Genomic DNA, 23,012 nt, shown 5'->3' with positions numbered 1-23,012 from the left:
ACAATCGCGGACATGTCAGAAGAAGCCGTCATTGCCCCGTCCCCCTTTGTCCACCTGCGTGTCCACTCCGAATTTTCGGTGGTGGACGGCACGGTCCGTATTTCCGATCTGGTCAAGCGCGCCGCCAAGCTCGGCCAGCCCGCCGTCGCCCTCACGGATCTGTCCAACCTGTTCGGCCTGATCAAGTTCTACAAGGCCGCCCGGGGCGCCGGCATCAAGCCCGTCGCCGGATGCGACGTCTGGATGACCAATGACGACGACCGGGACAAGCCGCACCGCCTGCTGCTGCTGGTGCGCGACCGGCAGGGCTACCTGAACCTGTGCGACCTGCTGACGCGCGCCTATCTGACCAACCAGCACAGGGGCCGCGCGGAAGTCCGCCGCGAATGGGTGCAGCAGGCCGGCGGCCTGATCGTGCTGTCCGGCGGCCGCGCCGGCGATGTCGGCCAGGCCCTGGAAACGGGCAATGCGGCACAGGCGCAGGCACTGGCGCGCCAGTGGGCGCAGGCGTTTCCGGATGCCTATTACATCGAGCTGCAGCGCGCCGGCATGGACGGGGACGAAGCCTACGTACAGGCCGCCCTGCGGCTGGCCGGCGAATGCCATTTGCCGGTGGTCGCGACGCATCCCATCCAATTCCTGGACAAGCACGAATTCCAGGCCCACGAGGCGCGGGTCTGTATCGCGGAAGGCGAGATCCTGGCCAATCCCCGCCGCGTCCGGCGCTTCACGCCCGAGCAGTACATGCTGGACAGCCAGGAAATGGCGCGCCGCTTCGCCGACGTGCCGTCGGCCCTGGCCAATACGGTCGAAATCGCCCGCCGCTGCAACCTGACGCTGGTCCTGGGCAAGCCGAGCCTGCCGAATTTCCCCACGCCGGAAGGCGTCACGCTGGACGACTATCTGGTCCAGCTGTCCGAGCAGGGGCTCGAAAAGCGCCTGCTGTTCCTGTTTCCGAACGAAGACGAACGCAACGCCAAGCGCGATGTTTACTTCGAACGCCTGCGCTGGGAATGCAGGACCATCATCCAGATGGGCTTCCCGGGCTACTTCCTGATCGTGCAGGACTTCATCAACTGGGGCAAGAACAACGGCGTGCCGGTAGGCCCCGGCCGGGGCTCGGGCGCGGGTTCGCTGGTGGCATACGCGCTGGGCATCACGGATCTGGACCCCATCCGCTACGACCTGCTGTTCGAACGCTTCCTGAATCCGGAGCGGGTATCCATGCCCGACTTCGATATCGACTTCTGCCAGGACAACCGCGAACGGGTCATCGATTACGTCAAGGAAAAATACGGCCGCGACGCCGTCAGCCAGATCGCCACCTTCGGCACGCTGGGCGCCAAGGCGGTGGTGCGCGACGCCGGGCGTGTGCTGGACATGCCGTATATGTTCTGCGACGGCCTGTCCAAGCTCATTCCGTTCAATCCCGCCGATCCCTGGACCCTGGAGCGCGCGCTCAAGGACGAGCCGGCCTTCAAGGAACGCTACGAGCAGGAAGAGGAAGTGCGGGGCCTGGTCGACCTGGCGCAGCCGCTCGAGGGCCTGACGCGAAATATCGGCATGCACGCCGGCGGCGTGCTCATCGCGCCCGGCAAGCTGACCGACTTCTGCCCGCTGTATTGCCAGCCCGGCCAGGAAAACAGCGCGGTATCCCAGTTCGACAAGGACGACGTCGAGGCCGCCGGCCTGGTCAAGTTCGACTTCCTCGGGCTGCGCAACCTGACCATCCTGGACTGGGCCGTGCGCTACGTCCGGCAGTTCAACGAGAACAAGCGCGACTTCGACATCATGGCCGTGCCGCTGGACGACCCGGCGGCGTACAAGGTGTTGACCGAAGCCAATACCACCGCCGTCTTCCAGCTGGAATCGCGCGGTATGAAAGAGCTGCTGAAGAAGCTGCGGCCGAATACCTTCGAAGACGTCATCGCCATGCTGGCGCTGTACCGTCCCGGTCCGCTGGAATCGGGCATGGTGGACGACTTCGTCAATCGCAAGCACGGTCGCGCGCCGGTCGACTACTTCCATTCGGACCTGGAAGGCACCCTCAAGAGTACCTACGGGGTCATCGTCTACCAGGAACAGGTGATGCTGATCTCGCAGATCATCGGCGGCTACTCGCTGGGCGGCGCCGACCTGCTGCGGCGGGCCATGGGCAAGAAAAAGCCCGAGGAAATGGCCAAGCACCGGGAGCTGTTCCAGAAAGGCGCGGAAGCCAAGGGCCACGACCCCAACCTGGCGGTCAAGCTGTTCGACCTGATGGAAAAGTTCGCGGGCTATGGTTTCAACAAGTCGCACTCGGCCGCCTATGCGCTGATCGCCTACCAGACCGCCTGGCTCAAGGCCTACCATCCCACGGAGTTCCTTGCCGCGACCCTGTCGTCCGACATGGACGACACCGACAAGGTCCAGATCTTCTGGCGCGACGCCACGGACAACGGCGTCGAAGTGCTGCCGCCGGACGTCAACGCATCGGGCTACCGCTTCGAGCCGGTGGCGGACGATCGCACCGCCAAGGGCCTGCCGCCGCGCACCATGCGCTACGGCCTGGGCGCCGTGAAGGGCACGGGGCAGGGCGCGGTCGAGGACATCATCCGCGCCCGCCAGGAAGGCGGCCCCTTCCGCGACCTGTTCGACTTCTGCCGCCGTGTCGACAAGCATTCGGTGAACCGCCGCACCGTCGAGGCGCTGATCAAGGCGGGCGCCTTCGACGGCATCGAGCCCAACCGCGCCGCCCTGCTGGCTTCCGTGCCCACCGCCATGGAAGCCGCCGAACAGGCCGCGCGCAGCGCCAACCAGGTATCGCTATTCGGCGACGATGCCAGCGACGTGGTGGCCAGCGAACTCGCCAAGGTGCCACCATGGAACCTGCATACGCGCCTGACGGAGGAAAAATCCGCGCTGGGCTATTACTTCAGCGGCCATCTCTTCGACGCCTGGCGCGACGAAGTCCGGCGCATCGTGCCCATGACGCTCGCGCGCGTGGAACCGCAGCGCGAACCGCAATGGATGTGCGGTGTGCTCTCGGGCGTGCGCGCGATGATGACGCGGCGCGGCAAGATGGTGTTCGCCGTGCTGGACGACGGCACGGCGCAAGTGGAAATTTCCATCTTCAATGAGCTCTACGAAAAGCACCGCAACCGCCTGCGCGAGGACCAGCTGCTGATCGTCCACGGCAAGGTCAGCAACGACGAGTATTCCGGCGGCATGCGCATCGTCGCCGAATCCCTGTTCGACCTGCAGCTGGCGCGCGAGGCACGGGCGCGCTCGCTGCGCATCCGCCTGAACGGCAACGCGGACGCGGAACACCTGCGCAAGCTGCTCAATCCCTATCGCGCCGAGCCGGAGAACGGCGTGCCGGGAACGCCCGTGGAAGTGATCTACACGCGGGACAACTTCCTCTGCACGGTGCGGCTGGGCGAAGACTGGCGCGTGCGCATGGCCGACGCGCTGCTGGACCGGCTCAATGAATGGACACGTCCGGAAGGCGTGGAGATCTCGTACTCATGACACCCCTACGCATCGTCCATGCCGAAGCCGCGGTGGCCTTCGGCGGGCAGGAGCACCGCATCTTCAAGGAAATGATCGCCATGCGCGAGCGCGGCCATCATATGGAAGCCATCTGCCAGTCGCGTGCGCAGCTTGTCAAGCGGCTGTCCGACGAGGGCTTTACCGTCCACCAGGTCGACATGGATGGCGTGCCTAACTATTTCAAGGGCATCGCGGCGATCCGGCGCATCCTGCGCGAAGGCCACTTCGACGTGCTGAACACCCACAGCCGGCGCGACACGGTGATCGCCGCGCCGGCCGCGCGCATGGCGGGCACGCCGCTGATCGTGCGCACGCGCCACCTGGCCAGCAAGGTCGGATCGATGTGGTCGTACACCATCCTGCCGCATCGCGTTACCACGGTCAGCGACGCTGTCCGTGAATACCTGATCACGCGCGGCGTGCCGCGCGAACGCGTTGCCACGCTGTATTCGCCCATCGTGCCGCCGCCGCCCATCGAAAAATCCACGCTGCGCGATGAACTGGGCCTGGCCGACACCGATGTCGTGGTCGGCTGCGTCGCCGTCATGCGTCCGGCCAAGGGCCATATCGCCCTGATCGACGCCATGCGGACGTTGATGGCCACGCGGCCCAACCTGCACCTGGTTTTCATCGGCAGCGGTTCGCCCACGTTCGAGCGCGTGCAGGCCTATATCGGCGAGCTGGGCCTGCAGTCGCGCATCCACCTGATGGGCACGCGCCGCGACGTGCCGAACCTGCTGGCCGGCTTCGACCTGTTCGCGCTGGCTACCGAGCAGGAAGCCTCCGGCACGGTCTATGTGGAAGCGCAGGCCAGCGGCCTGCCCGTGGTCGGCACCAACGTGGGCGGCGTTTCCGAAATGTTCCGCGACGGCGTCAGCGGTTTCCTGGTGCCCCCCAAGGATCCGGCCGCGTTGCAGGATGCCTTGCAGCGGCTGATCGACGATCCGGCGCTGCGCAGTCGCATGGGCGAGGCCGGCCGCCGCATGATCCGCGAAGAAGGCGTGTTCTCGCCGCAGCGGCTGGCCGAGCGCACGGAACTCATCTATCGCAAATGGCTGGCGGAGCGGCGGCGATGAAGCACGCGCACAATGTGCCCGTGTTGATGTACCACCATGTCACGCCGGCGGGCGGCATGATTGCGGCCACGCCCGAGCACTTCGAAAGCCAGATCGAACGGCTGGCGCGCACCGGCTATACCACGCTGACCGCGGACCGTTTCGCCGCCCACCTCGCGGGCGAGCCGGTTCCGGAAAAGTCCGTCCTGATCACCTTCGATGACGGCTACCTGGACAACTGGGTGCATGCGCATCCCATCCTGCACCGTTATGGCATGCATGCGGTGATGTTCATCGTGACAGGCTGGATCGGCGATGGGCCGGCGCGTCCGACGGCGGGGCAGGGCGGGGCGCCCGCGGTGCCGGACCATGCCGCCTGCAAGGCCGCCATCGCCGGCGAGCGAGCGGACCAGGTCATGGCGCGCTGGAGCGAGATCGAAGCCATGCGCGCCGCCGGCACCTTCGAGTTCCACAGCCATACGCACACCCACACGCGCTGGGACAAGGCGTGCGGCGCGGATGCCGCGCAGAAGCGCGAGCGTATCGCCGAGGAACTGCGGCGGTCGGGCGCCGTGCTGGGCCAGCGGCTGGGCGAACAGAGCCCGCACCTGTGCTGGCCGCAGGGCTACTTCGACGACGACTATCTGGACGCCGGCCGGCAGGCGGGCTTCCGCTATTTCTACACCACGGACGCGCTGGGCCAGAACACGGCCGGCGGCGATCCCGAGCATATCTACCGCTTCGCGGTGCGCGACCAGCCCGGACGCTGGCTGGCGCGCCGCCTGTGGCTGGGCGGCCATCCCTTCTGGGGCCCGCGCTATCACGCGTGGAAAGCCTGGAAGCGCCGCCTGAAGGGGCGCGCATGAAGCTCTCGGTCATCGTCATCACGAAGAACGAGGCGGCAAACATCGTGGCCTGCCTGGATTCGGTGGCCTTCGCCGACGAGTTCATCGTCGTCGATTCGGGCAGTACCGACAACACCGTCGAACTGGCCCGGGCGATGGGCGCCACCGTCGAGCAGACCCATGACTGGCCCGGGTTCGGCCCGCAGAAGAATCGTGCGCTGAACCTGGCCGAGGGCGAATGGGTCTTGTCCATCGACGCCGACGAACGCGTCACGCCGGAATTGGCCCAGGCCATCCAGGAAGCCATCGCCGCCCCGGCCTGCGACGCCTATGAAATCGCGCGGCTGTCGGACTTCTGCGGCCGTTTCATCCGGCACAGCGGCTGGTGGCCCGACTACGTGCTGCGCCTGTTCCGCCGCGGCACCGCGCGCTTCAGCGACGCCGCGGTGCACGAAAAGGTCGTTCCCGCGAAACCGGGCACGGTGGGGCGCCTGCGCGGACATTTCCTTCACTACCCGTATCCCAACCTGGACGCGCTGGTCGGCAAGGTGAACCGCTATTCGTCGGATGCCGCGGCGATGATGCACGCGCGCGGCAAGCGTACCGGCATACTCGGCGCGCTGGGCCACGGCTTCTGGACCTTTGTCCGTATCTACCTGATACGCCGCGGGTTTCTCGACGGCCGCCACGGGCTGGTGCTGGCCGTGACCGCGGCGGCGGGCAGCTTTTTTCGCTATGCCAAGCTGATGTTCCTATCCGACAATGCGCGCCGCGACGGCGCTCCCCGTCCTTGAAAATCCTTTACACCAACTTCCATCCGCGCAACGGCGGCGGGCACGTCACCTACATCATGAACCTGGCGCGTGGCCTGCGGCAGGCGCATGACATCACCGTCGCCACGCCCGGCACCAGCCGGCTGTACCGCTATGCCGCCGAACTGCCGGGTGTCCGCGTGGCGGATATCCGCTTCCGCTCGCGCGCCTCCGCGCTGTTCAGCGAATGCGCGGCGCTGCGCCGCCTGGTCCAGCAGGAAAGATTCGACGTCATCCATGTGAACGGTTCGACGGACCACAGGCTGGCGATGCTCGCTACCCTGGGCGGGCGGCGGCCGCCCATCGTCTTTACCAAGCACAACGATCTGCCGCTCGGCACCGTCGGCCATCGCATGCGGGCGCGCTTCGGCACAGACCGCGTCATCGCGGTCAGCGAATTCGTCGCCGGGCTGTTGCGGCGCTCGCCTTATGCGCGCCTGCCCATCGCCACCGTCCGCCACGGCATCGATACGGACTACTTCGCGCCGCCTTCGGATGCCCTGCGTCCGGGCCTGCGCGAAAAATATTTCGGGCCCACGGCGCCAGGCAAGATCCTGCTGGGCAGCGCGGGCGGCACGGACTACGACAAGGGCTGGCTGGACTTGCTGGCCGGCCTGGCGATGCTCGCGCCCGAAGAAAGGCAGCGCTTCCGCGTGCTGATTGCCGGCGACGTGCCGGACGACGCCAAAATGGCCCGCGTACGCGAGGTGGGCATGCAGGACCAGGTCGTGTTTCCGGGGCTGCTGGATGACGTGCGTTCCGCGCTGGCGGCCTGCGACGTCGGCTTCGTGTTGTCGTATCGCGAAGCCCTGTCCTTCGCCTGCCGCGAGGTCATGTCCCTGGGCCTGCCCGCCTTGATATCGAATGCCGGCGGCCTGCCGGAGAACGTGGCCGACGGCCGTGACGGCTGGATCGTGCCGGTGCGCGATCCGCGAGCCATCGCCGGCGTCCTGCGGGGCATGCTGGCCGATCCGCGGCGGATCGGCGCCATGGGCGCGGCCGCGCGCGAGAAAAGCCTGCGCGAGTTCAACCTGCCCAGGTTCGTGGACGCGACTTTCGCTGTCTACCAGGCCGCGCTGGACCGCCGGTAGGCAAGCGGGTACACCCGCGCCGCCCGTCCCGCGTCCGGCCCACCTTCGCAAGCCCGTCCCGTCACCCGGGCCCACCTATAATCGCGTCCATGGCGATCCCTATCCTCATGTACCATCAGGTCGGCACGCTGCCGCCGCGCGGCACGCCTTATCGCGGCCTGACCGTGGACGCGGCCGCCTTCCGTCGGCAGATGTCCTGGATGCGCCGCCTGGGCTATCGGGGATTGTCCATGCGCGACCTGATGCCGTATCTGCGCGGTCAACGGGCCGGCAAGGTCTTCGGCATTACCTTCGACGACGGCTACCGCAACGTGCATCGCAACGCGATGCCGGTGCTGGCGGAGCTGGGCTTCACCGCCACGAACTACTTCGTCGCCCGGCAGTTCGGCGGCAGCAATGTCTGGGACCATGCGCACGGCGTCCCCCCGTCGCCGCTGATGACCGCCGCGGAAATGCGCGAATGGGCGGCCAGCGGCAACGAGGTCGGCTCGCACACCCTTGATCACGTGCATCTGCCACAGCTCCCTCCGGACGAGGCGCGCCGCCAGATCGGCGCGTCGCGCCGCGAACTGGAAGACGCGCTGGGCGGCCCGGTGACGGCATTCTGCTATCCCTACGGCGAATACAACGCGGCGCTCATGGACATGGCGCGCGAGGCCGGCTACGACAACGCCACGCTGACCAAGCGCGGCTTGGCGAATGCGCAGGACGATCCCATGGGGCTGCCGCGCGTCCTCATCGCGGGATCCACGGGCCTGTTTGGCTTCCTGCGCAAGACCTTGACGTCGCTGGAGGACCGCAAGCGCCGCCGTTGGTAGCGCCATCGCGGCGAGGCTTTACGGCGCGGTCGCCTTTTCCAGCCGCGCCAGCCACGCGATGGCGTATTCACGATCGGATCCGCACATGTCGGCGGCCGGGCGCAGTCCGCCGCAGAAGTCTGGCCGTTCCGGCTTGCCGAAGACCGCGCAGCGCATGTCGTCGGTCAGCTGCGCACAGCGCACGCCGGCCGGCTTGCCCGACGGCATGCCCGGCAACGGCCGCGTGATCGATGGCGCAATGCAACAGGCGCCGCATCCGGGCCGGCAGGCGAGGGCGGCGGTCATCAGATCCACCCCCGCACCCAGTACAGGAACAGACCGGTGTATTCCTTGATGATGGAGCGGCTGGCATCGAAAGCCCGTTCGTCTGGCAGCCACGGCGAGATCCGCGGCGAGGCCGGCAGGACGATCTGCGGCTGCGACGGCGCGGGAATCGCCGTCACGCCCTGTTTGCGGAAGGCCGCCATGGCTCGGGGCATGTGCAGGGCCGAGGTCACCAGCAGCACCGTACGGATGTCGTGCTCCTTCAACTGCCCTTCCGTCAGGATGGCGTTCTCGTACGTCGTCCGGCTGTCGTTCTCCAGGATCATCGCGCTGCGCGGCACGCCGGACTGGCGCAGCGCATACGCCATGCCTTCCGCTTCGCTGACATCGCCGCTCAACGCACCCCCGGACAGTACGATTTTCGGCGCGCGGCCGGCGTCGTACAGCTGTTCCGCCGTCTGGAAGCGCCGGATCGCCGTTTCGCGGTCATAGGGCAGGAACCAGTTCTGGCGGTCGTTGGCGATGTTGCCGCCCAGCACGACGATGGCGTCCGCGGTCGGCAGTTCGGCCGGCGCCCGATAGGGATATTCGCTTTCCAGGATGCCGCCCAGCCACAGCGTGGTCGCGGGCAGCGACCAGGCATAGGCCCACGCCACGCCGGCCAGCGCCAGGGCCATGCCGGTCTTGCGCCAGCGGAAGAGGGCCAGCACCAGACCCAGGACCACGAGCACCAGGCACAAATACAGCGGGACGATGAGATACGCGAGAAGACTGACGATGGACATACCATCACGATTGTTCAGGTCGGCGCGGCCCCTGTCAATTCATGCGGTGCATGGCCGGCCTCATGCCCATTCAACATTGCATACGCGTTTTGCGCGACTTCCCGCACCTCCGGCCAGCCCTGGTCCGATCCCAGGCAACGCGCCGCGGCCGACCACGGGCCGGTGCGGTCGCGCTGGGTGACCCCGAACAGGGTGATCTGGCGCGCTCCCGCCGCCGCGGCCACGTGGGACACGCCGGAATCGTTGCATATGACCAGGGCGGCGCGGGTGGTCAGGGCGGCGAAGGCGCCCAGTCCCATGGCCGGCAGCAGCAGTGCGTCCGGTGCATTGGCGCGCGCCGCCTCCACTTCGGCCGGGGGAGGGCACATGGCGACCTGTATGCCGCTTGCCTGCAGATCGCGCGTCAGCGCGGCAAACCCTGGCCATACCTTGTTGCGCCCGCGGTGCAGCCCCGTGGCGGTGGGTGCGATCAGGACGAAGGGCGCCTGTCCCAGCCCGGCCTGGGACAGGCAGGATTGGGCCTGCGCCTGGTGTGCATCAGTCAGCGTCAAGCCCAACGCGGGGCCCGGCCGCGGCGCGCCGGCCGGCAGGCCCCAGCGGCCCAGGGCCTCGCGCGCCAGGTAGTACCAGGATTCGACCGCATGCAGCGGCGCGTCGGGCTTGCGCACAGGCCACCGCAGCAGCGGCCTGCGGCCGTCGTCCCGGTAGCCCGCCACGGGCAATCCCGCCAGGCGAAAGACCGCCGCGCTGGACAGCGAATCCGGCAGCGCCAGTGCCGCGCCACCCCCTTCCGAGTTCCGCACGTGCGCCCGCACGGCAGCGCGGTCCTGCCAGAACGCGCCGCGCATGGCGATGAAATCGTCCTGCGCGGCAACGCCGGCAAGCAGGTCCCGCGCCCAGGGCCGGGCGCACAGGACCAGCGGCAGTCCGGCCTCCCGCAGCAGGCGCAGGGTGGGCAGGCTCATGCAGACATCGCCCACCCAATTGGGCAGTCGCACGTACAAACGGGTGATGGATGGCATAAAGGCAAGGTCCGCCGGCGGCCGGCGCAAGGGGTGGGCGTGGACAGGGAACAGAGCGTCGCCGCCGGCCCGGAAGGGGAAGCAGCCGACGGTACAATGCCCCCGGACGATTGTATAAAAGCGAGAGATTTCTTGGATTCTGCCACTCGCACCAGGCCTACCGGATCGCAGCCGGTCAGGGCCGTGCTCTGGAAACGTATATATTCGCGCGTCGGGTCGCACTGGAAGGCCTTGCTGCTGGCAATTCTGCTGATGGCAGGGGCGGCGGGTACCCAGCCTACCTTGGCCGTCATCATGAAGCCCCTGCTGGACGAGGGGTTCAGCGGCGCCCGGCCTTATTACGTGTGGGCCATCCCGCTTGCCGTCGTCGGCCTTATTTTCCTGCGCGGCGTGTGCAACTTCTTCAGTGACTACCTGCTGGCCTGGGTCGCCAACAATGTCCTGCGCGGCATCCGCCAGGAAATGTTCGACCGCCTGCTGGGTCTGCCGGACGAGGAATTCAAGCGCGGCGATACCGGGCGCCTCTTGAACCGCTTCACCATCGATGCCGGCAACGTGACCGGCTATGCCACGGACGTCATCACCGTTCTGGTGCGCGAAACCCTGGTGGTGGTCGCCCTGATCTGCGTCCTGCTTTATATGTCGTGGCTGCTGACGTTGATCATCCTCGTCATGCTGCCGGTTTCCGTCCTGATCGCGCGCGTGTTCATCCGGCGTTTGCGCAAGATCAACCGCGAAACCGTCAACATGAATGCCGAGCTGACGCGCGTGGTCGGCGAAGGCATCGACGGCCAGCGCGTCATCAAGCTGTTCGACGGCTATGAATACGAGCGCGGCCGTTTCGGCTACGTCAATTCGCGCCTGCGCCGCTACGCCATGCGCAGCGCCGTGGCCGACGCGGCCATGACGCCGCTCACGCAGGTCTGCATCGCCCTGTCGGTCGGGGGCATCATCGCGGTCGCGCTAGGGCAGGCCAACGCGGGCACGCTCACCGCCGGCAGCTTTGCGGCCTTCATGGCGTCCCTGGCGCAGTTGTTCGATCCCGTCAAGCGCCTGACTAACCTGGCCGGCCGCATGCAGCGCATGCTGGTCTCGGCCGAAAGCGTTTTCCTGCTTATCGACGAAGTCCCCGAACAGGAAACCGGCAACCGGACGCTGCCGCAGCCCATACGCGGACAGGTGGAATTCCGCGGCGTATGCCATCGCTTTCCCGACGCCATCCGGGATACGGTGAGCGATGTGTCCTTCACGGTGCAGCCGGGCGAAACCGTGGCGCTGGTGGGGCGATCGGGTAGCGGCAAGACGACGCTGGTCAACATGCTGCCTCGCTTCGTCCACCCCACCGCCGGCTGCATCTCGGTGGACGGCGTGGACATCCGCGAGCTCACACTAAGCAGCCTGCGCTCGAATCTATCCCTGGTCAGCCAGGACGTCGTGTTGTTCGACGACACCATCGCGGTGAACGTAGGCTACGGCGCGCTGGGCCAAGCCAGCGACCAGCAGGTGCTGGACGCGCTGGAAGCCGCGAACCTGCGGGACTTCGTCAACAGCCTGCCCAACGGCATCCATACCCGGGTGGGCGAAAACGCCGCCCGCCTGTCGGGCGGCCAGCGTCAGCGGCTGGCGATCGCGCGCGCGCTGATCAAGAACGCGCCCATCCTGATTCTGGACGAAGCCACTTCCGCCTTGGACAACGAATCGGAACGGCAGGTGCAGGCATCGCTGGAACGACTCATGAAGGGCCGCACCACGCTGGTGATCGCCCATCGTCTTTCCACCGTGCAGAACGCGGACCGCATCATCGTGCTGGATGCCGGCAAGGTCATGGAGCAGGGTCGCCACGAAAAACTGCTTGCGGCCAACGGCCTTTACGCCTCGCTGTACCGCATGCAGTTTCGCGAGTCGGAATAAGCGGAGATAGGGACGTGCGTCGGATAACGGCAGGCGCGCTCCCGGTGTTCTTTACCCCGCGTCACGGTGCGCGGCGATCTTGCCTGCCATGGCTCGCCGCGATGCTGTTTTGTCTTCGCGCCTTGCTGCCGACGGGCTTCATGCCCGACCCGGATGCCCTGCGCGCGGGACATTTCCACCTCATCTATTGCAGCGCCGCCGGCTCGATACCGGCCGGCAAGGCGATAGCGGGCCATATGCATGGCATGGCGGCCCATGCCTTCGTCGCGGGCGGCGCCCCCGCGGCGCCGGACGGCGCCGGCATGCCGGCCGACTGCCCCTACGGCTTGACGGGCACCCACACCTTACTGCCCTCCCTGCCCATCGTCGTCGCGTCGATGCTTGCGCTGGCGTGGCGCATGCCGGCGCCCCCTGCGGCTCCATCGTCCGCGCCCGGCATCATCGGCGGTCCTCCGGTCGGATCGCGCGCGCCTCCGTCCCACCTCGCTTGATGCATCCGAGCGCTCCCCGCGTCGCGGGCAGCGCGCTCACGGTTTCGTTCCATCGAGGTATTTCCATGTCCCGTTTTCTCCGGTGCGCATCGATGCTGGCCGCGCTCGGCCTGTCGACCATCGCCGGCGCCGTCCATGCCCACGTCACCATCGAGACTCGCGAGGCGCCCGCGGGCAGTTATTACAAGGCCGTCTTCCGCGTCCCGCATGGCTGCGGCGGTTCCGACACCCGCAAACTGCGGATCCGCATTCCGGACGGCGTCATCGGCGTAAAACCCCAGCCCAAGCCGGGATGGAAGCTGGATATCGTGCAGGGCAACTACGATAAGCCGTACACCTTGCACGGGGCGCGCGTGGAGCAAGGCGTCAAGGAGCTCAGCTGGACAGGTGACCTGCCGGACGCCTACTACGACGAGTTCGTCTTCAATGCCTATCTGGCGGACGACGTGCCAGCCGGCAAGCCGCTGTACTTCCCCGTCGTGCAGGAGTGCGACAAGGGTACGTCGCGCTGGATCGAAATTCCGGCGAACAACGGGCCCCGGCCGCCGCATCCGGCGCCGGCGCTGCGGATATTGCCGGCACAACCGCACTAGGGACCGCATCATGAGAGCACTGGCGACGGCCGTCTTTTTCGCATGCCTGTCCATGGTTTCGACGGCGGCCCATGCCCATGCCGAACTGATACGGACTGCGCCGGCCGAAGGCGCGGTGCTGGCGGCGCCGCCGGACGCAATCATCCTGAGCTTCAACGAGCCTGTCGCGCCGTTGGCGCTGCACCTGCTGGGCCCAGGCGGTACGCAGCTTCCACTGGCGCAGGCGGATGTCCAGGGCGACACGCTGTCGGTGCCGTTGCCGCCGCGGTCGCCGGCCGGCAGCTACCTGTTCAGCTGGCGCATCGCCTCCGCCGACGGCCATCCCGTCGGCGGTACGCTCAGCTTTGCCATCGGCGTGGCGGATGCCCATGCGCCTACGGCGTCGCCGCCGTACCGCGCGCCGTGGCTGTACCCCATCATGGCGCTGACGGCCGTCGCCCTGCTGGCCGGTCTGTTGTTCGGTATTGGCGGCGTGGCGTTCGATGCCTGGGCAACGCAGTATGAGTCCGGCGGCTGCCGCAAGCACCTGCCCGCGCTGCTGCTCGCCGCCATCGCCGTGCCTGTATCGCTGGGACTGCAGGGTCTGGATGCGCTCGCCGCGCCGTGGTCCGCGCTCTTGACCCGCGCGTGCTGGACGGCGGCCATGAGCACTTCCTATGGGCTGCTGGTATGGATAGCGGAGGCCGCCGCGCTCGCCGGCTTGTTCGCCAGCGTGGCCGGCACCGCGCGGCGGCGGCGCCTGCTCGCGCTGCTGTCCACGCTGCTGCTGGGCGCCGCCCTGGCGTCCAGCGGGCATGCCGCGACGGCCACCGTCGGCAATGCCGCGCGCATCACGGTGTTCCTGCATGTCGTCGCGGTAGCGTCCTGGCTTGGCGCGCTGGCCTGCCTGCCCATCCAGCTGCGGGCCGGTTATGGCGAAACGCCCTTGCGCCGCTTTTCCGCGGCGGCGGGCGTTATCGTCGCCATGCTGGCAGCCACGGGCCTGCTGCTGGCCTGGTGGCAATTGCGGCAACCTTCGGATCTCTGGCGCACCGATTATGGCCGCCTACTGGCCGGAAAGCTGATACTCGTCGCGGGCTTGCTTGCGCTGGGCGCCAGGAACCGCTGGCGATGGACTGGGCCCACCGTGCGCGGCGACCTGGGTGCCATGCGGGCACTCGTGCGCAATATCCACTGGGAAATCGCGCTCGCGGTCGGCATACTCTGCGCCGTCGCCCTATGGCGTTTCACCCCGCCGCCCCGCGCCTTGCCGGCGATGGCGACGGCCGCGGCACATCCAATGCCGGGCAGTCATGCGGCCGCGGTGGACCGGTCGATGTCGATGAACGATACGCGCGCCATGGACCCGGCGCTATCGTCCGCCCATGCCTTGTCCGGCGACGGTGCGACGCTGCAGCTCCATGGCGGTGGCGCGCAATGCCGGCTGATCGTGGCGCAGAAACCGGACGGCCATGCACGCGTGACGCTCAGCTTGACGCGCGACGATGGTGCGGCCCTGCGGGCGAGGGAAGTGTCGGTCACGTTTTCCATGGCGCAGATGGGCATTGAAGGCATCGTCCGGCCAGCCCATCGCGCGGGTCAGGGTGACGTCGCGGATACGTGGGTGGTGGACGATGTACCGCTGTTGGCGTCCGGAGCGTGGGCCGTCAAGGTCGATGCGCTGGTCTCCGATTTCGACAGCATTTCGCTGCAGGGCCAGGGCATGCTGGGGCCCGGGGGCGCCTGAACGGCGCTAACGGTATCTCCGTCGGCCGCCCTCTGCCCCATGGGTATACGCCGCAAGGTTGTCCGCTTGCTGCTGGCGAGCCGCGGCGCCCCGCGCCACGATCGCTGGTAATCTGCGGGTTTCGTATCGAGAGCCGATGCCATGTCCCTCGCGCAGCAGGATATACCCACGGACGCAGCGGCCGTCATCCAATTCTGGCGGGATGCGGGACCCCGCAAATGGTTCGCCAAGGACCCGGCCTTCGATGCTGAATTCGCCGATCGATTCGCGGCCCTGCATTTCGCGGCCGCGCGCCGCGAGCTGGACCATTGGGCAGCGACGGCACCGGGAGTGCTGGCGCTGTTGATCCTTCTGGACCAGTACCCACGCAACGCCTTCCGCGGCACTGCCCATATGTACGCCACCGATCCCTTGGCGCGGCTGTTCGCTACCCGCGCGATAGAGCAGGGCCTGGACCGGCAGGCGGAACCCGACATGCTGGTCTTCTTCTACTTGCCATTCGAGCATTCGGAGGATGCGCTGGATCAGGCGCGGTCGGTCGAACTCGCACGCAAGCTGGACCCGCGCAGCCGGGACTTCGCCATCCTGCACCGGGACATCATCGCCCGTTTCGGCCGATTTCCGCATCGCAATCCGCATCTCGGCCGTACGACGACGCCCGATGAACAGGCCTTCCTGGACCAAAAAGGCTTCGCGGGGTAATCAATCCATGGCGTTGGCTGCGTCGTCGCCTTCGTCGCGCTCAGCCCCTTGCTGTCCCGCCGCTGAGCCGTGCCGCGGCGCCTAGATCAGGATCAGGTCGTACTGTTCCTGCGTATAGGTGGTCTCGACTTCCAGCGACACCGTCTTGCCCACGAAGTCCCCCAGCATCGCCAGATGCTGGCTTTCCTCTTCCAGGAACAGATCCACCACCTGCTGCGACGCCAGGATGCGGAATTCCTTGGGGTTGAACTGGCGTGCCTCGCGCAGGATCTCCCGGAGGATCTCGTAGCAGATGGTGCGCGCGGTACGTACGTGTCCGCGGGATTGGCAAGTGGGGCAGGCCTCGCACAGCTGGTGCGCCAGCGAGTCGCGGGTGCGCTTGCGCGTCATTTCCACCAGGCCCAACTGGGTGAAGCCGTTTACGGTCATGCGCGTCCGGTCACGGGACAGGGCCTTGCGCAACTCCGCCAGCACCGTTTCGCGGTGCTCGGCATCCTCCATATCGATGAAATCCAGGATCACGATGCCGCCCAGGTTGCGCAGCCGCAGTTGGCGCGCGATCGCTTGGGCCGCTTCCAGGTTGGTCTTGAATATCGTGTCGTCGAAATTCCGGCCTCCCACGAAGCCGCCGGTGTTCACGTCCACCGTCGTCAAGGCTTCGGTCTGGTCGATAATCAAATAGCCACCCGATTTCAAGTCCACCCGACGGGACAACGCGCGCTGGATTTCCTCGTCCACATTGGCGGTATCGAACAATGGGCGCTCGCCGCTGTAGTGATGGATGCGGTCCACCACCGAAGGCGTATACAGGCGGGCCCATTCGATCAGGTCGGCCGTCGTGGTGCGGGAATCCACCCGTATGGTGCCGGTGTGCGGGCCCACCATATCCCTCAAGACCCGTTGCGCCAGCGTCAGGTCCTGGTGCAGCACGGCGGGGGCGGGATGGCTGCGCGCGGCGGCCTGCACGCTGCCCCAGAGTTTGCGCAGGTAGTCCAGGTCCGCGTGCAGCTCTTCGTCGGCGGAGCCTTCCGCCTGGGTGCGCACGATAAACCCGCCTTTCTCTTCCGCGGGCATCAAGGCCTGCAAGCGCTCGCGCAGCTGCACGCGTTCGCTTTCGGAATCGATCTTCTGGGAAATGCCGATATGCGGATCATGCGGCAGATAGACCAGCATGCGGCCGGCCATGCTGATCTGCGTCGACAGGCGCGCGCCTTTCGTGCCGAGTGGGTCCTTGATCACCTGCACCATCAGCGTCTGGCCTTCGAACAGCAGCTTTTCGATGGGCGTGGGATTCATGCCCTGGCTGCGCTCGGCGCGGTTTTCGCGCAGGTCCGCGATATGGATGAAGGCCGCGCGCTCCAGGCCGATATCCACGAAGGCGCTCTGCATGCCCGGCAGGACGCGCACCACGCGGCCCAGGTAGATATTGCCCACGTGTCCCCGCTGGATACTGCGTTCGACGTGCAGCTCCTGCACGGCGCCCTGCGAGACCACCGCGACTCGGGTCTCGAAGGGGGTGACATTGATGAGGATGTCTTCGTAGACGTCGGGATGGGTGGCTGACATGATCGGTGCTTATCGTTAGGTGGGGCAGGGCGGCGGCGCGCATCGCGGTCGTTTCCGCATGGGCCGATGCGCCTGCACATCAGTTCAAGTCTATCCATAAAGTCGCGCGGCGGCGATTCGCGCCCGCCGCGCAGCGGAGCGCGCAGCGATGTGCTATAGTCGCGCCCCTTCGCTGTTGGCGAAGAGCGAGAGCAAAGGCAGTACCGATAGCGCGCATGCGAGCCATCGGTATCTTGGGCGGCCGGGGATGAAAACCCGGCGAGCAAATCAAGCGAGTGAAGGTGACGCCGATTTGACAGCCCAAAAAAATGTCTTCATAATCTCGTTTCTCTGCTGCTGACACAGCAAGCGACGCGAAGCAGCCGGTAACGGTGACTTAGGCGGCTTGGATGGCAAGGCTGAAATGCCGATGCGAGGTCAGCGGGAACCGCAAGGTGCCCGGGGTGGCGAGCCCGACTTGTTCTTTAAAAACGAAACAACCGATAAGTGTGGGCGCTTGATGAATCAAGGCGCACCTGTCTTGCGCGGCATGCAAATGCTGGGTGGGATGGGGCCGAAGAAATCAAGTGCTCACAAAAGTAAGTGTCAGGAATCAGGCGATTTAGTTCGTCTGGGTCCTCACTTCCTTTGAGAGCGCTAGCGAAAGACAGCCCCGTGTCTCCGGATACGTGGGTTGTACGAAACAGAGATTGAACTGAAGAGTTTGATCCTGGCTCAGATTGAACGCTGGCGGGATGCCTTACACATGCAAGTCGAACGGCAGCGCGGACTTCGGTCTGGCGGCGAGTGGCGAACGGGTGAGTAATGTATCGGAACGTGCCCAGTAGCGGGGGATAACTACGCGAAAGCGTAGCTAATACCGCATACGCCCTACGGGGGAAAGCGGGGGATCTTAGGACCTCGCACTATTGGAGCGGCCGATATCGGATTAGCTAGTTGGTGGGGTAACGGCTCACCAAGGCGACGATCCGTAGCTGGTTTGAGAGGACGACCAGCCACACTGGGACTGAGACACGGCCCAGACTCCTACGGGAGGCAGCAGTGGGGAATTTTGGACAATGGGGGCAACCCTGATCCAGCCATCCCGCGTGTGCGATGAAGGCCTTCGGGTTGTAAAGCACTTTTGGCAGGAAAGAAACGGCGCCGGCTAATACCTGGCGTAACTGACGGTACCTGCAGAATAAGCACCGGCTAACTACGTGCCAGCAGCCGCGGTAATACGTAGGGTGCAAGCGTTAATCGGAATTACTGGGCGTAAAGCGTGCGCAGGCGGTTCGGAAAGAAAGATGTGAAATCCCAGGGCTTAACCTTGGAACTGCATTTTTAACTACCGGGCTAGAGTGTGTCAGAGGGGGGTGGAATTCCACGTGTAGCAGTGAAATGCGTAGATATGTGGAGGAACACCGATGGCGAAGGCAGCCCCCTGGGATAACACTGACGCTCATGCACGAAAGCGTGGGGAGCAAACAGGATTAGATACCCTGGTAGTCCACGCCCTAAACGATGTCAACTAGCTGTTGGGGCCTTCGGGCCTTGGTAGCGCAGCTAACGCGTGAAGTTGACCGCCTGGGGAGTACGGTCGCAAGATTAAAACTCAAAGGAATTGACGGGGACCCGCACAAGCGGTGGATGATGTGGATTAATTCGATGCAACGCGAAAAACCTTACCTACCCTTGACATGTCTGGAATCCCGAAGAGATTTGGGAGTGCTCGCAAGAGAACCGGAACACAGGTGCTGCATGGCTGTCGTCAGCTCGTGTCGTGAGATGTTGGGTTAAGTCCCGCAACGAGCGCAACCCTTGTCATTAGTTGCTACGAAAGGGCACTCTAATGAGACTGCCGGTGACAAACCGGAGGAAGGTGGGGATGACGTCAAGTCCTCATGGCCCTTATGGGTAGGGCTTCACACGTCATACAATGGTCGGGACAGAGGGTCGCCAACCCGCGAGGGGGAGCCAATCCCAGAAACCCGATCGTAGTCCGGATCGCAGTCTGCAACTCGACTGCGTGAAGTCGGAATCGCTAGTAATCGCGGATCAGCATGTCGCGGTGAATACGTTCCCGGGTCTTGTACACACCGCCCGTCACACCATGGGAGTGGGTTTTACCAGAAGTAGTTAGCCTAACCGCAAGGAGGGCGATTACCACGGTAGGATTCATGACTGGGGTGAAGTCGTAACAAGGTAGCCGTATCGGAAGGTGCGGCTGGATCACCTCCTTTCAGAGCGCGCGTCAGGGTTTGTTAAGCGGCCACACTTATCGGTTGTTGAAAAGACTGGATCGATAGCGGATCCGATACGCATTGGGTCTGTAGCTCAGTCGGTTAGAGCACCGTCTTGATAAGGCGGGGGTCGTTGGTTCGAATCCAACCAGACCCACCACGAGATTAGGGCGGCGACGCTTTAATTGGGGGTGTAGCTCAGCTGGGAGAGCGCCTGCTTTGCAAGCAGGATGTCATCGGTTCGATCCCGTTCACCTCCACCATTTACTGTCAATTGCTGGTCAATTGGCGGCCATTGGTGAGTGCGAGTGCCGGGTCCGCGAAGAAAGAGTTCAACGCTCAGTGTTTGACCTGCCGGGTTCTGGCGGGTCGAGTCTTGAGCGTTGGGTTTTTGACTCGACAGTTTTATTCGTTCTTTAACAATCTGGAAGAAGCACAACGAGAAGTATTGGCGGTGCATTGAAGTTGAATGCGCCGTTGGATACGGGTTGTGATTGCATGATAGTTCAAACTCAAGTGAATTGATTTGAACGGCACAAACGCGAAGTAATCATGTCAGAAGCAAGACGGTTGCTTGTTCGGTTTTATAGCCATTAGCGTTATAGGATCAAGCGACTAAGTGCATATGGTGGATGCCTTGGCGATCACAGGCGATGAAGGACGTTGTAGCCTGCGAAAAGCTGCGGGGAGCTGGCAAACAAGCATTGATCCGCAGATATCCGAATGGGGAAACCCACCGTCGCGAGACGGTATCCTGGGCTGAATACATAGGTTCCAGGAAGCGAACCGGGTGAACTGAAACATCTCAGTAACTCGAGGAAAAGAAATCAACCGAGATTCCGAAAGTAGTGGCGAGCGAAATCGGAAGAGCCTTTACGTTTTAGCGCGTTGTATAGTCGAACGGAATGGAAAGTCCGGCCGTAGCAGGTGATAGCCCTGTAGGCGAAATGCAATGCGTGGAACTAAGCGTAAGAGAAGTAGGGCGGGACACGTGAAATCCTGTTTGAAGATGGGGGGACCATCCTCCAAGGCTAAATACTCGTGATCGACCGATAGTGAACCAGTACCGTGAGGGAAAGGCGAAAAGAACCCCGGAAGGGGAGTGAAATAGATCCTGAAACCGTATGCATACAAACAGTCGGAGCCTCCTTGTGGGGTGACGGCGTACCTTTTGTATAATGGGTCAGCGACTTACATTCAGTGGCAAGCTTAACCGGATAGGGAAGGCGTAGCGAAAGCGAGTCCGAATAGGGCGATTTAGTCGCTGGGTGTAGACCCGAAACCAGATGATCTATCCATGGCCAGGTTGAAGGCACGGTAACACGTGCTGGAGGACCGAACCCACTAGTGTTGAAAAACTAGGGGATGAGCTGTGGATAGGGGTGAAAGGCTAAACAAATCTGGAAATAGCTGGTTCTCTCCGAAAACTATTTAGGTAGTGCCTCAAGTATGACTGCGGGGGGTAGAGCACTGTTATGGCTAGGGGGTCATGGCGACTTACCAAACCATGGCAAACTCCGAATACCCGCAAGTCCAGCTTGGGAGACAGAGCACCGGGTGCTAACGTCCGGACTCAAGAGGGAAACAACCCAGACCGCCAGCTAAGGTCCCGAATTATCGCTAAGTGGGAAACGAAGTGGGAAGGCTTAGACAGTCAGGAGGTTGGCTTAGAAGCAGCCATCCTTTAAAGAAAGCGTAATAGCTCACTGATCGAGTCGTCCTGCGCGGAAGATGTAACGGGGCTAAGCGATAAACCGAAGCTGCGGGTGTGCAGGTCAAACTGCACGCGGTAGGAGAGCGTTCTGTAAGCCTGTGAAGGTGACTCGTAAGGGTTGCTGGAGGTATCAGAAGTGCGAATGCTGACATGAGTAGCGATAAAGGGGGTGAAAAGCCCCCTCGCCGTAAGTCCAAGGTTTCCTGCGCAACGTTCATCGGCGCAGGGTGAGTCGGCCCCTAAGGCGAGGCAGAGATGCGTAGCTGATGGGAAGCTGGTTAATATTCCAGCACCGTCGTACAGTGCGATGGGGGGACGGATCGCGGAAGATCATCAGGGTGTTGGATGTCCCTGTTGCTGCATTAGAGAGGGCGCTTAGGCAAATCCGGGCGCGTGACTCAAGGGTGTGGCACGAGCGAGCATGTCTCGCGAAGTGATTGGAAGTGGTTCCAAGAAAAGCCTCTAAGCTTCAGCTGTACGAGACCGTACCGCAAACCGACACAGGTGGACGGGATGAATATTCCAAGGCGCTTGAGAGAACTCGGGAGAAGGAACTCGGCAAATTGATACCGTAACTTCGGGAGAAGGTATGCCCCGGTAGTGTGAGGCGCCTGCGCGCTGAGCATGATGGGGTCGCAGAGAATCGGTGGCTGCGACTGTTTATTAAAAACACAGCACTCTGCAAAGACGAAAGTCGACGTATAGGGTGTGACGCCTGCCCGGTGCCGGAAGGTTAAGTGATGGGGTGCAAGCTCTTGATCGAAGCCCCGGTAAACGGCGGCCGTAACTATAACGGTCCTAAGGTAGCGAAATTCCTTGTCGGGTAAGTTCCGACCTGCACGAATGGCGTAACGATGGCCACACTGTCTCCTCCCGAGACTCAGCGAAGTTGAAGTGTTTGTGATGATGCAATCTACCCGCGGCTAGACGGAAAGACCCCATGAACCTTTACTGTAGCTTTGCATTGGACTGTGAACCGGCCTGTGTAGGATAGGTGGGAGGCGCGGAAACCGAGTCGCCAGATTCGGTGGAGCCAACCTTGAAATACCACCCTGGTCTGTTTGCGGTTCTAACCTTGGCCCGTTATCCGGGTTGGGGACAGTGCATGGTGGGCAGTTTGACTGGGGCGGTCTCCTCCCAAAGCGTAACGGAGGAGTTCGAAGGTACGCTAGGTACGGTCGGAAATCGTGCTGATAGTGCAATGGCATAAGCGTGCTTGACTGTGAGACTGACAAGTCGAACAGGTGCGAAAGCAGGACATAGTGATCCGGTGGTTCTGAATGGAAGGGCCATCGCTCAACGGATAAAAGGTACTCTGGGGATAACAGGCTGATACCGCCCAAGAGTTCATATCGACGGCGGTGTTTGGCACCTCGATGTCGGCTCATCTCATCCTGGGGCTGTAGCCGGTCCCAAGGGTATGGCTGTTCGCCATTTAAAGAGGTACGTGAGCTGGGTTTAAAACGTCGTGAGACAGTTTGGTCCCTATCTGCCGTGGGCGTTGGATACTTGACGGAGCCTGCTCCTAGTACGAGAGGACCGGAGTGGACGTACCTCTGGTGTACCGGTTGTCATGCCAATGGCATTGCCGGGTAGCTATGTACGGAAGAGATAACCGCTGAAGGCATCTAAGCGGGAAACTCGTCTGAAGATTAGGTATCCCGGGGCCTCGAGCCCCCTAAAGGGTCGTTCAAGACCAGGACGTTGATAGGTCGGGTGTGGAAGCGCAGTAATGCGTTAAGCTAACCGATACTAATTGCCCGTGCGGCTTGATCCTATAACCCTGATGGTTAGACCCCAACAATTGCAACCCTCGCAACTGACTGCGAGCCGGTCGCCTGAGCCACCTGCCCAGGCCGCCCGC

General features: G+C 63.9%; 15 protein-coding genes, 2 tRNA genes and 2 rRNA genes. 15 read left to right on the top strand and 4 right to left on the bottom strand.

Annotated features, from left to right (window positions below; genetic code table 11):
• Nucleotides 1–12 precede the first annotated feature (12 nt).
• The 6 genes from dnaE (at nucleotide 13) to AKI39_RS16215 (ending at nucleotide 8,152) form a co-directional block, all read left to right on the top strand.
• Nucleotides 13–3,510, top strand: a complete 3,498-nt coding sequence (dnaE, locus tag AKI39_RS16240) for a DNA polymerase III subunit alpha (RefSeq protein WP_066638167.1) — start codon at nucleotides 13–15, stop codon at nucleotides 3,508–3,510.
• A complete protein-coding gene (locus AKI39_RS16235; protein WP_066638165.1) occupies nucleotides 3,507–4,607 on the top strand; it encodes a glycosyltransferase family 4 protein in 1,101 nt (366 codons plus the stop codon). The genes dnaE and AKI39_RS16235 overlap by 4 nt, the downstream gene beginning before the upstream one ends.
• Complete coding sequence (locus AKI39_RS16230) at nucleotides 4,604–5,452, top strand: polysaccharide deacetylase family protein (protein ID WP_066638163.1); 849 nt, start codon at nucleotides 4,604–4,606, stop codon at nucleotides 5,450–5,452. The genes AKI39_RS16235 and AKI39_RS16230 overlap by 4 nt, the downstream gene beginning before the upstream one ends.
• Nucleotides 5,449–6,225 (top strand): glycosyltransferase family 2 protein, encoded by a 777-nt coding sequence (locus AKI39_RS16225; protein WP_066638161.1) that lies wholly within the window; start codon nucleotides 5,449–5,451, stop codon nucleotides 6,223–6,225. The genes AKI39_RS16230 and AKI39_RS16225 overlap by 4 nt, the downstream gene beginning before the upstream one ends.
• A complete protein-coding gene (locus AKI39_RS16220; RefSeq protein ID WP_066638159.1) occupies nucleotides 6,222–7,334 on the top strand; it encodes a glycosyltransferase family 4 protein in 1,113 nt (370 codons plus the stop codon). The genes AKI39_RS16225 and AKI39_RS16220 overlap by 4 nt, the downstream gene beginning before the upstream one ends.
• A gap of 89 nt (nucleotides 7,335–7,423) precedes the next feature.
• Complete coding sequence (locus tag AKI39_RS16215) at nucleotides 7,424–8,152, top strand: polysaccharide deacetylase family protein (protein ID WP_076879714.1); 729 nt, start codon at nucleotides 7,424–7,426, stop codon at nucleotides 8,150–8,152.
• Between the two features lie 18 nt (nucleotides 8,153–8,170).
• On the opposite strand, the gene AKI39_RS16210 is transcribed toward AKI39_RS16215, so the two are convergent.
• The 3 genes from AKI39_RS16210 to AKI39_RS16200 are packed head-to-tail and all read right to left on the bottom strand — an operon-like array spanning nucleotide 8,171 to nucleotide 10,223.
• Nucleotides 8,171–8,437: a YkgJ family cysteine cluster protein gene (locus AKI39_RS16210; RefSeq protein ID WP_066643144.1), complete on the bottom strand. Its 267-nt coding sequence runs from the start codon at nucleotides 8,435–8,437 to the stop codon at nucleotides 8,171–8,173.
• Nucleotides 8,437–9,201, bottom strand: coding sequence for a YdcF family protein (locus AKI39_RS16205; RefSeq protein ID WP_066638155.1), 765 nt, complete (start codon nucleotides 9,199–9,201; stop codon nucleotides 8,437–8,439). Before AKI39_RS16205 ends, AKI39_RS16210 begins: the two co-directional genes overlap by 1 nt.
• Nucleotides 9,202–9,215: 14 nt before the next feature.
• Complete coding sequence (locus AKI39_RS16200; protein WP_066643141.1) at nucleotides 9,216–10,223, bottom strand: glycosyltransferase family 9 protein; 1,008 nt, start codon at nucleotides 10,221–10,223, stop codon at nucleotides 9,216–9,218.
• A 132-nt stretch (nucleotides 10,224–10,355) separates the two neighbouring features.
• Here AKI39_RS16200 and msbA point away from each other — a divergent pair, with 132 nt between their 5' ends.
• The 5 genes from msbA (at nucleotide 10,356) to AKI39_RS16175 (ending at nucleotide 15,646) form a co-directional block, all read left to right on the top strand.
• Nucleotides 10,356–12,134, top strand: a complete 1,779-nt coding sequence (msbA, locus tag AKI39_RS16195; protein ID WP_066638152.1) for a lipid A export permease/ATP-binding protein MsbA — start codon at nucleotides 10,356–10,358, stop codon at nucleotides 12,132–12,134.
• A gap of 101 nt (nucleotides 12,135–12,235) precedes the next feature.
• Nucleotides 12,236–12,625, top strand: a complete 390-nt coding sequence (locus tag AKI39_RS16190) for a hypothetical protein (RefSeq protein ID WP_066638150.1) — start codon at nucleotides 12,236–12,238, stop codon at nucleotides 12,623–12,625.
• 65 nt (nucleotides 12,626–12,690) lie between these two features.
• Nucleotides 12,691–13,218 (top strand): YcnI family copper-binding membrane protein, encoded by a 528-nt coding sequence (locus tag AKI39_RS16185; protein ID WP_066638148.1) that lies wholly within the window; start codon nucleotides 12,691–12,693, stop codon nucleotides 13,216–13,218.
• A gap of 10 nt (nucleotides 13,219–13,228) precedes the next feature.
• Nucleotides 13,229–14,944 (top strand): copper resistance CopC/CopD family protein, encoded by a 1,716-nt coding sequence (locus AKI39_RS16180; RefSeq protein ID WP_066638141.1) that lies wholly within the window; start codon nucleotides 13,229–13,231, stop codon nucleotides 14,942–14,944.
• 141 nt (nucleotides 14,945–15,085) lie between these two features.
• On the top strand, nucleotides 15,086–15,646 hold the full coding sequence (locus AKI39_RS16175) for a DUF924 family protein (protein WP_066638139.1): 561 nt from the start codon (nucleotides 15,086–15,088) through the stop codon (nucleotides 15,644–15,646).
• 81 nt (nucleotides 15,647–15,727) lie between these two features.
• Here the strand turns inward: AKI39_RS16175 and rng are convergent, their stop codons facing one another.
• On the bottom strand, nucleotides 15,728–17,212 hold the full coding sequence (gene rng, locus AKI39_RS16170) for a ribonuclease G (protein ID WP_066638138.1): 1,485 nt from the start codon (nucleotides 17,210–17,212) through the stop codon (nucleotides 15,728–15,730).
• A 691-nt stretch (nucleotides 17,213–17,903) separates the two neighbouring features.
• Here rng and AKI39_RS16165 point away from each other — a divergent pair.
• The 4 genes from AKI39_RS16165 to AKI39_RS16150 all read left to right on the top strand — a co-directional run bounded on the left by AKI39_RS16165 (nucleotide 17,904) and on the right by AKI39_RS16150 (nucleotide 22,925).
• Nucleotides 17,904–19,434 (top strand): 16S ribosomal RNA (locus AKI39_RS16165).
• 83 nt (nucleotides 19,435–19,517) lie between these two features.
• Nucleotides 19,518–19,594 (top strand) — tRNA-Ile (locus AKI39_RS16160).
• Nucleotides 19,595–19,621: 27 nt separating this feature from the next.
• A tRNA-Ala gene (locus AKI39_RS16155) sits at nucleotides 19,622–19,697 on the top strand.
• Between the two features lie 342 nt (nucleotides 19,698–20,039).
• Nucleotides 20,040–22,925 (top strand): 23S ribosomal RNA (locus AKI39_RS16150).
• Together the 16S and 23S rRNA genes with 2 tRNA genes alongside form the textbook arrangement of a ribosomal RNA operon.
• Nucleotides 22,926–23,012 lie beyond the last annotated feature (87 nt).

The organism is Bordetella sp. H567 (assembly GCF_001704295.1).
GTDB lineage: Bacteria > Pseudomonadota > Gammaproteobacteria > Burkholderiales > Burkholderiaceae_B > Bordetella_C.
This window is presented reverse-complemented; position numbering and strand designations above follow the sequence as displayed.

Bases quoted from the DNA above. Each gene is read 5' to 3' on its own strand.
- AKI39_RS16235 (WP_066638165.1), top strand. From the start codon at position 3,507: ATGACACCCCTACGCATCGTCCATGCCGAAGCCGCGGTGGCCTTCGGC.
- AKI39_RS16205 (WP_066638155.1), bottom strand. From the start codon at position 9,201: ATGTCCATCGTCAGTCTTCTCGCGTATCTCATCGTCCCGCTGTATTTG.
- AKI39_RS16210 (WP_066643144.1), bottom strand. From the start codon at position 8,437: ATGACCGCCGCCCTCGCCTGCCGGCCCGGATGCGGCGCCTGTTGCATT.
- AKI39_RS16190 (WP_066638150.1), top strand. From the start codon at position 12,236: ATGCTGTTTTGTCTTCGCGCCTTGCTGCCGACGGGCTTCATGCCCGAC.
- AKI39_RS16225 (WP_066638161.1), top strand. From the start codon at position 5,449: ATGAAGCTCTCGGTCATCGTCATCACGAAGAACGAGGCGGCAAACATC.
- AKI39_RS16230 (WP_066638163.1), top strand. From the start codon at position 4,604: ATGAAGCACGCGCACAATGTGCCCGTGTTGATGTACCACCATGTCACG.
- AKI39_RS16200 (WP_066643141.1), bottom strand. From the start codon at position 10,223: ATGCCATCCATCACCCGTTTGTACGTGCGACTGCCCAATTGGGTGGGC.
- AKI39_RS16180 (WP_066638141.1), top strand. From the start codon at position 13,229: ATGAGAGCACTGGCGACGGCCGTCTTTTTCGCATGCCTGTCCATGGTT.
- AKI39_RS16185 (WP_066638148.1), top strand. From the start codon at position 12,691: ATGTCCCGTTTTCTCCGGTGCGCATCGATGCTGGCCGCGCTCGGCCTG.
- rng (WP_066638138.1), bottom strand. From the start codon at position 17,212: ATGTCAGCCACCCATCCCGACGTCTACGAAGACATCCTCATCAATGTC.
- AKI39_RS16175 (WP_066638139.1), top strand. From the start codon at position 15,086: ATGTCCCTCGCGCAGCAGGATATACCCACGGACGCAGCGGCCGTCATC.
- dnaE (WP_066638167.1), top strand. From the start codon at position 13: ATGTCAGAAGAAGCCGTCATTGCCCCGTCCCCCTTTGTCCACCTGCGT.
- AKI39_RS16215 (WP_076879714.1), top strand. From the start codon at position 7,424: ATGGCGATCCCTATCCTCATGTACCATCAGGTCGGCACGCTGCCGCCG.